Raw genomic sequence first — 14,419 nt, forward strand, 5'->3', positions numbered from 1 at the left:
TCACCCGTCGTCGGTCTTGATCGTGACCAGTCCCTGCGCGTCCGCCAGATTGGCGCCGGGCGCCGGCTGCAGTGTCACGATGAATGCTTCGTCCGGTTCCTTCGCGGCGTCGCCGCGGACCGTGAAGGTGATGGTGGCGGTGGTGGCGCCGGCGGCGAACGTCACGACGCCGGAGGTGGCACCGGTCACATCGACGCCCCATGTGACACCGTTCGCGATGAGGGTGTCGACGCTCCACCCGATCGACAGCGCCGAGCCTGCCTGGTCGCGGGTGACCGTGAGCGTCACGGTCTTGGTGGTGCCGGCCGCGCCCTCGGTGACCGTCGCGTCCGAGATCCGCACGGCCTGCGCTGCGGGCGGGGATCCCGTGTACGCATCGTCGTCGGTGCGCAGGCGATAGTCGGCAGCGGATGCTGTGACCCCGGCCCCGAACGCGAACAGACCCTGTCTGCCATCGGCGAGCGGCGAGTTGTACGAGAACGAGGCGAGCACCTGGCCGCCGAGCGTGACGGTGACGACCGTCGCCTTGAGGACGATGTCGAGCACGTAGTCACTGCCGGCGACGAGTGCGCGGGCGATCGCGAGGTCGATGGTGCGGATGCCCTTCGCCACATGTCCGATCACCACGCGCTGGCCGGCGACGTCGATCCCGACGAACTTGTAGTCCTTCGCGGAGTACCAGTCGAAGAGGATGCCGGTGATCCCCGCCGCCCGGAGAGTCGCGGTGAGCTGCACGTAGCTGGTCGCGTCGAACTGCGGCACGCTGCTGTAGCCCGTGCCGACGGGGACGCCGATGAGCGACGTCGCGGTGCCCGCAGCATCCGTCGTCCCCTGCAGTCGCCCGCCGACCGTCGTCCAGGTGCCGGTCACGTCCTGCCTCGCCGAAGGCCCGCCGCCCTCGAAGAACTCGGCGCGGTCGATCGTGATCTCGGGCGAGATGACGGTGAGGGCGATGTTGTCGAAGAGGCCCTTCGCCTGGTTCGAGCCGAAGCCGGTGAGGCCGCGGTTGAGGGCGACCTGCTGGCCGCCGATGATGCGCGGCGCGAACGTGTAGCTGAAGGCGTTCTTGCCGTCCGCGGTCACCGTGACGACCAGGCCGTTGATCACGACGTTGAGGTTGTAGAACGTGTTGGCCTTCACGCCGCCGGGCACGCTCCCCTGCGCCCGGACCCACCAGCCGGTGGCGGTGCGTTCGCCGATCACCATCTTGTTCGTCGACTGGTCGATGCCGGCGAACTTGAAGTCGGTGGGGCTGAAGTAGTCGAAGACGATGTACGCGTTGGCCTTCCAGCCCCCGGTCGGCTTGTCCATCGAGATGCGCGCCGAGACCTCGTAGTAGACGGTCTGGTAGGCGTCCGAGTACCAGACGGCGACCGCGTCGCCCTGCGAGCTCGCCGCCGTGACGGTCAGCACCCCCTGGGTGATCGTGAAGGTGCCCGAGTCGGTGAGGAACCCCTGCAGCGTGCCGTCGTTGAAGTCCGCGCCGCGCACGCTGTCGCGCTTGCCGCCGGGGATGTTCCCCGCCTGCGGGTCGGTCGGGCCGCCCGTCTGCGTCTGCCAGTAGCCATGGTCCTCCTGGCGGATGAGCCCCAGCTCGCCGAACGGCTCGCCGTTGCGCACGGGGTCGCTGCCCTCGTCGCTCCAGCGCGTCGGGTCGGCGCCCTGGCTGCGGCTGAGCGCGTACAGGAACTCGGGCAGCGCAGGGTTGTTCTGGCGGCTGACGGTAGCCATGCCGAATGGGGCGAAGGGCACGAGGTAGCTGTTGAACTCGCCGACCCAGTCGATGAGGCGGTCGCCGGCGGTGTTGCCGATGAGGATGTCGAGTCCGGCGCCGCCGTAGGCGCGGTCCTGGAAGCTCGAGTTGACGCCGTCGGCGATGTCGTTCAGCCATGTGTCGCCGTACTGCAGACACGTGCCGTTGTTCGCCATGACGAGGCATCCGTTGTGCAGATCGTCGTCAGCCTGGTGCAGGTCGTTGCCCCAGCCGCCCCACAGCGTGTCCTGGCCGGTGCCGCCGACGAGCCAGTCGTTGCCGAGATCGCCGAAGATCGCGTCGTCGCCGTCGGTGGCCTGGTCGTACTTCCACGCGAGGCAGTTGCCCTGGTTGTCGACCGAGACGCAGGTCTTCACGAGGATGTCGCCGACGAGGTCCTCGTTGTTGAGGAAGAACTGGTTCGGGAACAGCGTGCGGTCGGAACTGCCCGTGCAGGTGTGCCCGCTCGGCGACCACGAGGTGCAGCCCCAGGTCTGGCCGACGCCGTTGAAGAGGATGGCGCGGCGCGGGTCGTACTCGTCGTAGAGGAGGAACTCGCCCAGGCGCATCTCGTTGTGGTTGTTGGCGTGCCAAGGGTTGGTGTCGGCGCCGAAGTGCAGCACGTCGCCGGGGTTCCACGGGTGGGCGAAGTCAATGTACTCGAGGCCGACGAGGGTGCCGGCGAGGTCGAAGTGCTGGGCGTAGCCGCTGCCCGCCGGCTTCGGTCCGTTGACGCCGTTCGGAGCGAGGCGGTTGTCGTCGGGGTCGGTGCCGATGGCCTCGGCGCCCGAGATGGCGTCGTCGCCGGCGCCGCCGTGGATCCAGTCGCTCCCCCAGCCGCCGAAGATGATGTCGTCGGAATTGTTCGCGTCGTACAGCGGCGAGTTCGCGACGTGGTGCAGGCTCGCGTTCACGTCGGGACCGAGGTTGTAGATCGTGAGGTCGGCCGCCTTGTTCAGCTGGCCGCCGATGTTGATCGTCGCCGTCTGGCCCTGACCGGGCGTGTAGATGAACTCGTTCAGCACGTTGCCGTTCGAGTACTTGGTGTCGGGGTCTGTCGCCAGGAGCGCGGTGATGCCGTAGAGCCGCTCGCTGTAGCAGGCGTTCACCGCGCCCGGCGCGGCCGCGTTGCCGGAGCAGGCGGCGCCGCCGGTCAGGATGCCGGTCGAGCTGTTGCGGCTGGTGAAGATGCGGCCGTCGTCGCCGAGGATGCCGTCCTGGCCGGTGCCGCCCGAGATCCAGTCGTTGCCCCAGCCGCCGATGATGTCGTCGTCCTGGGCGTCGCCGTAGACGACGTCGTGGTCGGCGCCGGTGTAGACCGTGTCGTCGCCGGTCTCGCCGTGGACCTCGTCGCGACCGCCGGTCTGCGCGCCGGCCGTCGGGTCGTAGGCGACGTTGCGCCACTGACCCGTCGCGGTGTCGAGCACCTTCGAGCAGATCGGCTGCGTCGGCGAGCCGTTGGTGCAGTCGCTGCCCACGCCGAGGCCGAAGTTCTCGGGCTCGAAGTCCGGCCCGCCGAGGGTGTAGTCGAGGAGCGTCACGCCACGGACGATGAGCTTCTGCGTGCCGTAGTTGTCGTACTGGAACGTCAGGTAGTTCGATCCCGTGGCCGGCGGGACCCCGACCGTGCCGGTGTTGCCCAGCCCGTTGACGTCGCCGTGGCTCGTGCCGACGATGCGGACGATGCGGCCGTTGTCCCCGACGATCGTGTCGGCGTCGCGGGCGTGCATGTTCGCCGGCAGTGTGCCGTCGACGAGCGTTCCGCCGGTCGTCGGCGTGCTGACCATCGTGCCGCCATTGGTCTGGTCGTTGATGCCGATGCGCGAGCCCGCCCCACCGAAGAGGACGTCGGCACCGCGGTCGTGACCGGGCAGGTAGTTGAGCGCCGGGTTCTGCAGGCCGTCGGGGCGCTTGTCGGCCGTGTCGAGGCTGAAGAAGTCGCTCGAGCCGCCGACGATGTCGTCCTGGCCGAGACCGCCGAAGACGACGTCGTTGCCGGCGTTGCCCTCGATGTAGTCCTCGCCATCCGTCGCCGCCTCGAACGACGGCACGACCAGGAGAACGCCCGTGTAGTCGCAGAGGATCGCCACGCCCGCGCCGGGGTCGTTGTCGTAGCAGCCGAGGGGGGTGCGCGAGGCGCCCACGTGGGAGGCCGAGGTCGCCGCATCGGCCACACCGTTGACGACGGACGGGTGGTCGTCGATCCAGCGGCGGAAGGCCCCCTCGATGCCGCCGTCGCCCTGCAGGACGTCGTCGCCGAGCTGCCCGAACAGGATGTCGTGGGCCGCGCCGCCCGCGAGGTAGTCGTTCCCCCACGTCGCGGCCCACTTGTCACCCCGGTCCGACGCCACGTCGTGGAACAGGTTCGTCACGTCGTACTCCGCCCACCACGGCGCCCCGTCGGGGTCGCGGTACGGGCGCGGCGTGCCGTCGACGAGCAGCACGCCCGAGTTGTTCTCGGTCGGAGTCGGCGCACCGTTGCAGAGGTTCGAGGCGTCCGTGATGTCGCTGCGGCTGTAGAGGAGCGTGCCGCACAGCGACTGGAACCGCGGGCTCGTCCAGTTGCCCGGCGTGCGGTCGAACCACACGGCGTCGCCGAACAGGATGTCGTCGGACTGATCGCCGTCGATCATGTCGTTGCCGGCGCCGCCGACGAGCACGTCACGGCCGAGGCCGCCGAAGACGATGTCGTCCGCGCCCTTGTCGAGGTTGACGCTGCGGATCCGCAGGATCGAGGCGAGCGCCGTCGTCTGGATCTTCTGCAGCCGCGGGTCGGGCTCGTTCGGGTCGGCCACGTTCTGGTCGATCGCGCCGTGGTCGCCGAAGACGATGTCGTCGTACGCCCACTCGGGCTGCCCATTGGCGTTCACCGCGAACGACCCGAGGCCGAGGCCCGGCGCGCCGTCGCCGTAGATGAGGTCGTACCCGGCGACGAGCAGGTCGTCGACGACGCCGATGACGCCACCCACGATCGGCGTGAGGGTCGTGCCGTTCGGGATGAAGCCCGCACCGGTCACCGTGGGCCGCGGGCTGCGGTTGATCGTCGCGATGTCGAGCGCACGCGTCAGCACGTCGACGTTGACGCCCGAGTCGCCGTAGATGTGGTCGACGCCCCGGAGGCCGCGGATCTCGTCGTCGCCCGAGCCGCCGGCGAGGTGGTCGCCGGCCTGGCTGCCGATGATGAGGTCGTCGCCCAGTCCGCCGTAGGCCGTGAAGCCCACGGTCGGCAGATTCGCCGGGAGGAGGTCGGCGAACAGACCGGACGCGTCGATGATGTCGTTGCCGCTGTAGTCGTAGGGGTTCGCGAGTCCGAACACCCACTCGTCGTCCTCGTTCTCGCCGTCGGGGACGTGGGTGAACGGGTCGAACGGCTTGGGACCGAACTCCATGCCCAGGTTGTCGCCCGGCGTGCCCGAGTACCAGACGCCGTCCTGCGACGTGTCGCCGTAGACCACGAGCGGCGAGCCGGGGCCGGCCGTGTGCGTCGCGTCGCAGCGCACCGGATCGTCGACGAGGCCGTCCGGCTGCGCGGCGATCTTGAAGAGCAGGCTGTCCACCGCTCGGTTGCAGACGGTGAGGACGTCGCCGCCGATCATGACGCCGTTCGACGCGCGGAACTCGTCCCACGCGGTGAGAGTCAGGGTGACGGCATCCCAGATCGCCACGCCCGCCGCGTTCAGGTGCATGCTCGGCGCCCACGCGACGTTCGCGAACTCCACGACGCTGTCGTTCGCACCCGAGAACTTCGAGATGGTGAACGGACCCGCGAAGCCGCTGATGCGCACCTGCATGCCGACCTTGAAGCCCGCCGCGCTCCAGCTCGCGCCGTCGGTACGCGTCAGGCTCGACGTCCTCACCTGCACCGGCGCTGTGACCTCGATCTTCACCGGCTGCGCGACGCGGACATCGGTCGCGAGTCCGGTGCCGAGCGGCAGCGTCACGGGGGTGGTGGGGGCGATGTTCGGCCCGCCCAGGATCATGATCGATCCCTTGCCGCAGCCGGGGAACGGGTCGCCGTACGGGCACTGGGCGAACGGCAGATCGAGGAAGCCGAGGATCATCCGCGTGAAGTTCTCGCCCACGAGCTGCACGTGCTGGGAGGCGTGCAGGTACGGGTCGCCCGCGTAGTACCCGCTGCCGGGCAGCAGGCCGTTGAACGCCCAATTGAGTCCGTCGAGTCGCGTGAGGACGAGTGCCGCACCCGGGAACGCGGAGGCCTGAGCGGGCGTCGGGGCGGTGCGCGTCATCTCGAACACCGTCTGGATCGGCGTGTTGCCGCCGCCGTGCACCGCCGTGAGGCCGCCGTGCGGTCCGGGGACGAAGACGTTCTGCGAGGTGGGCGCCGCGATCGACGGGAGCACGTCGCCGCGGTCGAGCGTCAGCGTCGTGGCCGTCACCGCGACCAGGCGCCACTGGCCCGCGATGTTCGCGATCCGCACCAGCTGGCCGACGACGAAGCCGTCCGCGATCCAGCTGCCGCTCGCACGGGTGACCGTGCCGCCGGCGGGGCCCCCGGCCACGGTCACCGGGACCGTGATCGTCACCGGGACGTCCTGCGCGACGACGGTCGGGGCGTTGACACCGGAGCCCGACGTGCCCGGGGTCGGAGCGCCGCCGCTCATGAGCTGCAGGTACATCACCGTGTTGTCGGTGGTGTCGCTCGGGTCGGAGTCGGCGAAGCCGACGACCTTGAACACGCGCCCGGGCTGGTTGCTGATCGTCACCGGCTGCCCGATCAGGAAGCCCTGCGCCTTCCAGTCGAACGGCGACGGTCGTGTGAGCTGGAGCGCACCGGCCGGCGGCGCCGCGAATCCGGGGTACGACTGCGCGGCGGCGAGGGTGATCTGGCCCCTCAGCTTCACCGGGTCGTCCGGCTGGAGCGTGCCCTGGATGTCGAGGCGGTCGTTGCCGGCTCCGAGGAAGAGGTTGAGCACCTCGATCGAGCTGCGGCCGGCGGAGGTCTCGTACTCGCCGTCGACGAACGACACCGAGCCGAAGCTGATGCCGCCGGGGAAGATCTGCGGCTCGCCGAACGTCTCGTTCTGCGATCCGCCGTAGGCCGCTCCGAAGTCGAGGTCCTTCGCCATGCCGAGGCCGCGGAGGGTCGTCGAGGTCATGACGCCCCAGTTGTGCGCCACGCTGCCGTCGCCGTAGATGTTGAGGACGTCGATCTGCTTGGATTCGGGCGCCTGGGTGGCGATCGCGAACAGCGGGCCGTCCTGCTCGCCCGGCAGCTTCAGCCCGAGCTCGAGCGAGCGGTCGGCTCCCGTCACGCCGCCTTCGACCGCGAGCGGGCCGCGCAGGCGCGTGAGCAGGTGCTGCGACGCCGGGAAGTTCTTGACGCCCTGGCGCACGATCGGCTGGTAGTAGCCGAGGTCGGCCTCGAGCTCGACCTTCTGGTCGAGGTACCAGTCGGCGGCGGTGAAGGTCGCCTGCGCGGCGATCCTCACGACGCTGAACGCCGAGCCCGACAGCGCTGAGAAGTCGTCGTACGAGTCGGGGCGGAACTCGAGCTGCTGGTCGTGCGCGAGGTTGGTGCCGCGGATGTTCTGGATCTTGGCACGGACGCAGTCGCCGTCCCCGTCGCACACCAGCACCCACTGGCCCTCGAGGAATCCGTCGACGAGCCAGCCGCCGCCGGCGCGCGTCAGCCGGAAGTGCGTGAGCAGGTCATCGCCGACCGCCGTGGCGAGCGCCGCCGAGCCGTCCCAGATCCCTCGCCGCGTCAGGACGTTGATCGACGTGCCGGTCGCCGCGCCGCTGCAGCCGACGAGCGGCGTCGACACCGTGAAGGACTTGCCGTCGACCGAGATCGACTGCACGGTGTAGATGCCCGTGCACGCTGCGAACCGCAGACGCTGGCCGACGGCGAGGCCGTCGTCCCAGAAGCTGCCGGTGTCGCTGCCGTTCGCCCGCGTGATCGTCGATCCGGCGAACGAGAGGTTGCCCAGGAACACCCGCGACGGGATGTCGCCGCCGATCTCCACATAGTCGTCCGGCGTGACCGCGACCCCGTTGATCGAGACCACGTCGACGAGACCGTCGGGTGTGATGACGACGTGCACGTCGCCGGTCGGGGTCGTCGTCAGGCGGATGTAGTAGCCGTCGCGGAGGCCCGGCACCGAGCACGCCGCGTCGCCGCACTTGACGACGACGGTGTCGGTGCCCGTCGGGATCGTGACGACCTGCGCCGTCTCGTCGTCGTAGACGAGCACGTCGGTGCGCTGCTGACCCGACCGCAGGTTCGGGAAGGTGTATGCCGGGGTCGCGAACTCCTGACCCCAGAAGATGATGGCCGTGGTGGGATCGCCGGGCTCGGGGTTGCTGCGTGCCTGCAGCGTGAGCCGCACCGGGGTGTTCCAGTTCGTGCTGTCGAAGGTCAGCAGGTAGTACGTGCCGAACGCCTCGCCGGTGACCTTGGTCCAGCGCGAGCCGAGTGCGGGGTCGAGGATCTGCAGGATGCGCTGGGAGTCGGCATCCATCGTGATCTTGACGGTGATGGTGAGCGCGCCCGGGTCCTTCGCGAGCTGGACCAGGATCTCGTCGGTGCGCTGCGTGGTGCCGCTGCCCTCGATCACGACGCCCCGATCGTCGAGGACGCAGTTCTGCGCGTTCGCGGCGCAGGCGATCTCGCCCGGCGTGTTCGGCGCGGTGGTGGGGTTCTCGGTCGACGGCTCGACGTGGGTGACGTAGACGCCCGGGGTGTCGTTGTCGTACACGCGGACGTTCACCTGGCGCACCGCCGCACCGTGGAACTCGGCATCCGCGACCTTGTCGGCGGCGATGACCGAGTGCTGCACCACCACGGTGCGGTCGCCCTCCGAGCGGAGGTCGTCGTAGGCGCGGATGTAGACGCGCTGCGGAGTGTTCCAGTTCCCGGGCGTGAACGTCAGCACCACGGCGCGTCCGGCCTCGTCGACGACGACGCCGTTCCGTACGTAGTGGCGCTGGAAGTCGCCGATGCCGTTGCACTGGTCGCCGTACGGGAACGTGTCGACGCAGAGCCAGATCGTGTCGGCGACGCCGTCGGTGAGCCCGAAGCCCGTCGGGTTGTCGAAGGTGTCGCGCGCCTCTTCATCGGGCGAGAGCGCGGCCGAGACCGTCACGAAGATGTTCGCGGTGGGGGCATGGCTGAGCTCGACGGTGTAGTGGTTGATCTCCCTGATGGGCCCGGTCGTCGTGCCCTCGCGCACACTCGTCGACGTGCCCTGCTCCTTGATCACGACGACGCCGGTCTCGGGGGTCGCGAGGTTGTAGGGCACACCGTCGACCACGATGCCGTCGTAGCGGGGGTCGTCCGAGAGGACGATGTGGTCGACCGCCCCCGAGATGCCCTCGAGCTCGCGGGTCACGATGTCGGCGGTGACGTCGCCCGCGACCGAGATCTGGTCGGAGCCCAGGCCGCCGATGACGCGGTAGGCGACGCCGTACGCGGTGGACAGGACGAAGAACTGGTCGTCGCCCTCGAGCCCGTCGACCTCGAGGATCTCGATCGTCGTGTACTTGACGTTGAGCCCGGCGCCGTAGATCGCCTTGTCGGTGATGACGAAGTCGTCGGCGAACTCGGTGCCGAGGACGACGAGCTTGTCGAAGCCAGTGCCGCCGTCGACGTTGACCGGCGCGTTGACGTTGTACTGGACCTCGTCCTCGCCGCCGCCGGCGCGGATGTCGAGCGGACGGTTCGTCGAGAAGCCGAGCCCGATCACCGGCACGGCGACGCCGTTGGCGTCCAGCGGGATCACGTCGTCCTGCCACATCGTGTGGTCGAGATCGACGTTGCTGCCCGGCGCGTGGTGGTACGTGATGTGCGCGTCGGCGTTGTTGCAGACGTCGTCGCCGTTGTTGTCGTAGCGGATGTAGCCGCCCGCGAGCACGCACTGCCCGTCGTCGGCGCCGTCCGCCGCATCCAGCGGGAAGACGCCGCCCGCCGGCCGGTAGTCCACGTCGCTGAGGCCGCAGCCGGCGATGTTGTCGGCGTCGGTGTCGCACACCGCGGCGATCGCGAAGGCCCGGACGATGAACAGGTCGTTGTCGTCGTCGCCGTTGAGCTGGATCTCGGCCTGGTTCGAGTAGACGATGAAGCGGTCGTTGCCGGTGCCTCCGGTGGCCAGCAGCGGGGCGTGCGCACCGGGGCTCAGCCAGCCGCGGGTCGTGGGGACGAGCGCCGGGAACGTGTCGGCGGGGAGCAGGGCGCCGCCCTCGGGCGCGGCCTCGCCGTCGCGCTGCGTGCCGAAGATCTGGCCGATCTGGAACGCGTCGTTGCCGGCGCCGCCGTCGAGCGTCATCGTGGCCTGCGTGTCGTCGACGTAGAACGCGTCGTTGCCGCCCAGGCCGAAGACCGTGATGCGGCCGTTGAGCGCACGGTCGTAGTTGATGCGCTGCACGAGCGCGCTGGGCTCGTTGCCCTGCGTGCGGTCGCGGTAGAGGCCGATGCCGCCGTCGGCGTTGCCGTTGCCGGCGAGCAGGGCGATGAACGCGGGGTGATCGGCGGTCTCGGTCGGCGTCGCGCACGTCGCCGGGACGCCCGGGTTGAGGGCGAACGGCGACTCGTTGTCGATGCAGGTCAGTGCTCGCAGCAGCCAGATGTCGTCGGCAGCGCCGCTTGCCCCGTTGTACGCCACGGCCGCGTTGTCGTAGCCGTAGATGCCGAGCTCGTCGACGCCCTGGTTCGCAAGACCCGTGTCGAGGACGTTGATGACGTAGTTGCGGATGTTGCCGTGGCTGCCGTTGGTGTAGATCGAGTAGTGGTCGGTCTCGCCCTGGCCGTCGAGGGTGAGCGTGTGCCCCGCGCCCGTGCCGGACTGCAGGCCCGTCGGGCTCGTCACGACGTCCATCGACTGCAGGTACCAGACCGTGAACTCGTCCTCGCCGTCGGCGGTGCTCGACGTGAGGGTGGCATTGCCGTGCACGATGGTCTTCGCGCCGAAGAAGATGTAGCCGGCGTCGCCCCACTGCTCCTTGTTGAGGGCGGCATTGCTGGTCTGTGCGAGGTCGAGACCCGACCGGTCGCCGAGCTGGAAGACATCGACGTCGCTGCCGCCCCACACGTTCGCCAGGCGGTCGCCGACGGGGTTGGCGGTGGACGGCGAGCAGGTTCCGACGGGATAGCCGTAGGTGCCGCCCGCCCCGACGACGCAGTCGGCGATGATCCGACCGCGCAGGATCATGGTGGTGCCGTGCTCGGGGTCGGGAACCGCGAGCGTGCCGCCCGTGTCGGCGTTGCCGGCGTCGCCGCGGATGTCGATCGCGCGGTCGGCCAGGATCTGCGTGAACTGGTGCAGCGTGACGTCGTCGCCGACCCGCAGTTCGACGCCGCCGTCCTCGGCGAAGACCGTGCCGTTGGGGATCACGCGCGGGTGGTCGGGGTTGTTGCCCGGAACCGTGCTGTCGTCCTCGGCGAAGTTCGCGGTGCCGTTGCGGATGAGGAACAGGTCCTCGTCGAGCTGCGCGCTCTCCCGGACGGTGATGCGGATGTCGCCGCCGGTCGCGTGGGCGAAGAGGAGACGGAGGTAGGCGTCGGTCTCGGTGAGCCAGATTCCGGCGGATGCCTCGAGGGCGACGTCGTCGGCGACCGCGACGAGTCCGGCATCCGAGGTGCCGTTCGCGTTGTCGGCGCAGTTCTCGTTGACGCACGCGAACGGCGACCCGACGAGCGAGTCGATCTCGAGGTCGTTCGCGGAGACGCCGATCGAGCCGCCGTGCGCGTCGATGTCGATCGTCTGGCCGATCACGTCGGCGGCGGCGTCGTCGAGGGTGTCGAGGATGCTGCCGCTGCGCGTCCGCAGCGACACGTTGCCGGTCGTGAGCGCGTCGTCGCCGGCCGTGTGCACGATGCCGATCTGCAGGTGCCCGGCGACCTGGTCGATGTAGATGCCCTGCGTGTTCGCGTCGTCCGCGGCGGTGTCGAAGGCGTCGAGGTGCCCGGTGGGTCCGCCGACCGCGTCGACCTGGATCTCGAGGAAGTTGCCGGCCAGTCCAATGCCGCCCGAGCCCGACACGCTCCCCGGCTGCCCGAGGCCGTTGTCGCCGGCGACGAGGGTGATGTTGCGGCCGGTGACGTCGACGCCGGTCGGCGTGCCCGCCGCGCAGTCGAGGTCGTAGGCGTCGACGCAGGTGCGGTCGTCGTCGGTGTCGATGATGCCGGCGTCGAGCTCCGCATCCAGGATCCGCGCCGGCGAGCGGAGCGTGACATCCGCGGCGATCGTGGCCGTGGTGCACGCCTTCGGCGTCGCACCCGAGCACAGGCCGGTGGCATGGACGTGGCCGACGCGCAGGTCGCCCTTTGCACTCTTCTCGACCACCGTGATGTTCCCGTTGGTCAGCACGTCGATCTTGCCTGAGCCGTCGGTGACGCCGTGCCCCGCGCCGGTCTCGTCGTCGGTCCACGTCGCGTCCCCGTCGGTGTAGGCGAGGACGGTGACCTCGGTCGCCGGCGACGGGTGGAAGATCGCGATGCTGTGGCCCGCGCGGATGTCGCTGAAGGTGACGTTCGTGCGGATCGGGTCGAGGTCGGTGCCGAGACCGACGAGCACGACGGTGCCGCCCACGACGACAGGTGCATCCACGCCGCCGGCGCACGACGGGCCGTCGGGCCGGAAGAAGCACGTTGTCTGCACACTCTCGATCGGGCTGCCGGAGCCGTACGGGGCGGGCTTGTCGTTCGGGTCGTAGATGTCGACGCGGATGTCGGCGACATCGAGCGGGTCGATGCCCTCGGCCGAGTCTCGGAGGATGACCACGGCGTCGTAGCCGGCCTTGATCGGGCCGAGGACGGGGGCGATCGGGCTGGTGCTCGCGGTGAGCGACGAGCGGCGGAGCGTCGTGACGTCGAGGTAGAGGCTCTGCCCGGCCTCGGCATCGAGGAAAACGGGCTTGAGGACGGCCGGGACGCCGATCTCTCCGGTGTGGAAGATCTGGACCAGGACCAGGGCGATCGGGTTCGGGATCGTGCCGATCGAGCCCTGCTCGGCGTCGAGGGTGACGCGGTTGCTCGTGATGACCTCGTCGCCGGCATCGATGCCGCGAAGGATGGAGCCGCGGTGGTTCGTGATCCGGGTCGAGCCGAGGTTGTTGCGGATGTCTCCGTCGTAGGCGATGTCGAAGCCGGTCGTCTTCGTGGCGCGCAGGCTCTCGATGACGATGTCGGTCGCGGGGAAGATGTGCTGGAGGTGCCAGAACCACTGCGTCGCCGGGGGCGCGTGCGGACCGTTGTCGACCGACACGCTGATGATGGCGGACGGCACCACGTCGAGGTCGGCGTTGAGCACGTCGATCGAGACGCTGTCGGGGTCGGCCGTGCCCTTGATGAAGATGGCCTTGTCGGAGCTGTTGCGGATGAGCACCGAGTTCCAGGTCTGCTGCATGTAGAACATGCCGGCCGTGCCGTGGATGAGTCCGCTGCAGTCGCCGTCGCAGCTGCCGCCGGCGTCGTTGGCCTCGAAGAGCGCAGCCGGCTTCTCGTCGTACAGGATCGGGTCGATCCAGATCGTGTCGCCGGAGATCGTGTCGCCGATGCCGAGGGGCGCTCCGAACTGCGTCGAGCGCACGACGACGTTGCCCGACTTGGCGATGATCTTGCCGGACGAGTCGACGACGAGCACGGGGTTCGGCTCCCCGAGCAGGAAGACGGTCGACTCCCACAGGATGTCGCGGCGGGGCTGGTAGTTCACGTCCGCGTCCGAGCCGCCCACGTCGAACAGGCCGCCGGAGCGGTGCGCGTAGGCGTACAGCCGGTCGAAGCTCGTCAGCGACGAGACGACGAGCTCGCTCGTGCGCACGATCGACTCGTCCACGCCGCGGATGAGCGAGTCGCCGAGGAAGGTCACGTGCGCCCGGGCATCCGTGTCGCCGCCGCCGCAGCCGCAGTTGGAGTTGGCGATCGCCTGCAGGTCGAGGTTCTTGTGCACGGCGCGCAGCCGGACCTCCTCGCCCTCCGACACCGACCCGTTCGCGATGGTCGTGGTGACGCTGTCGTTGACGTGGACATAAGCGCCGGCATCCGAATCCGCGCCCAGCGCGTACGCGTCGGAGTCGGACCGCGCGAACCCGCGCGCGAGCTCGTCGTGCTCGACACGGGCGCCCGTGTCGCCGGCGAAGTCGACGCTCCAGCGCACGCCGCTGCCCGCCGAGTACTGCACCAGCGCACCCCGCACGCTCGCGGTGCCGGTGAGGGTGGTGGCGACGGATGCCGCGTGCTCGCGGCCGATGCCGACGCCCTGCTGGTCGTCGTCATTGGCGTCGGAGTTCGTTCCGAGACCGCCCGACCCGGAGGAGGCCCGGGCGTTGCCGAGGAAGGCCGCCGCCGCGTCGAGGAGGATCGTGCGGTTCGCGAAGAGGTCGCCGGCGACCTCGACATCGATGTCGTAGCCGATCTCGAGGTCGACGTCGGTGTCTGCGCCGGCGATGAGGCCGCCGGTGCGGTTGACGGCCTCGCCGTTCGCGCGGCTCTCGCCGAAGGCCGTGATCTGGATGTCGCCGCTCGCGAAGATCGAGGCGCCGTCGGCGACCTTCGTCTGCACGGTGTTGACGAGATCGGCGATGGCGTTCGATGCGCCGAATCCGAGGAAGCCGCCGCCCTTGCCCACCGAGCTCACGGCGACCTGCGCGTACGAGCGACCGTCGACGAGGACGCCCTTGCCGCGGAGCGTGCCGCCCTGCACCTCGACC

At 69.6% G+C, this 14,419-nt stretch carries 1 protein-coding gene (running past one end of the window); it reads right to left on the minus strand.

The window, feature by feature from the left end; genetic code table 11:
* A protein-coding gene (locus tag Q9R33_RS00315; protein WP_311292496.1) for a hypothetical protein crosses the window boundary here: on the minus strand, window positions 1–14,419 show its end. The gene runs 14,495 nt beyond the window's last position; the window shows 14,419 of its 28,914 coding nt (coding positions 14,496–28,914); its start codon lies off the right edge, out of view; the stop codon is at window positions 1–3.

This window comes from Microbacterium sp. PRC9 (assembly GCF_031844125.1).
Classification (GTDB): domain Bacteria; phylum Actinomycetota; class Actinomycetes; order Actinomycetales; family Microbacteriaceae; genus Microbacterium.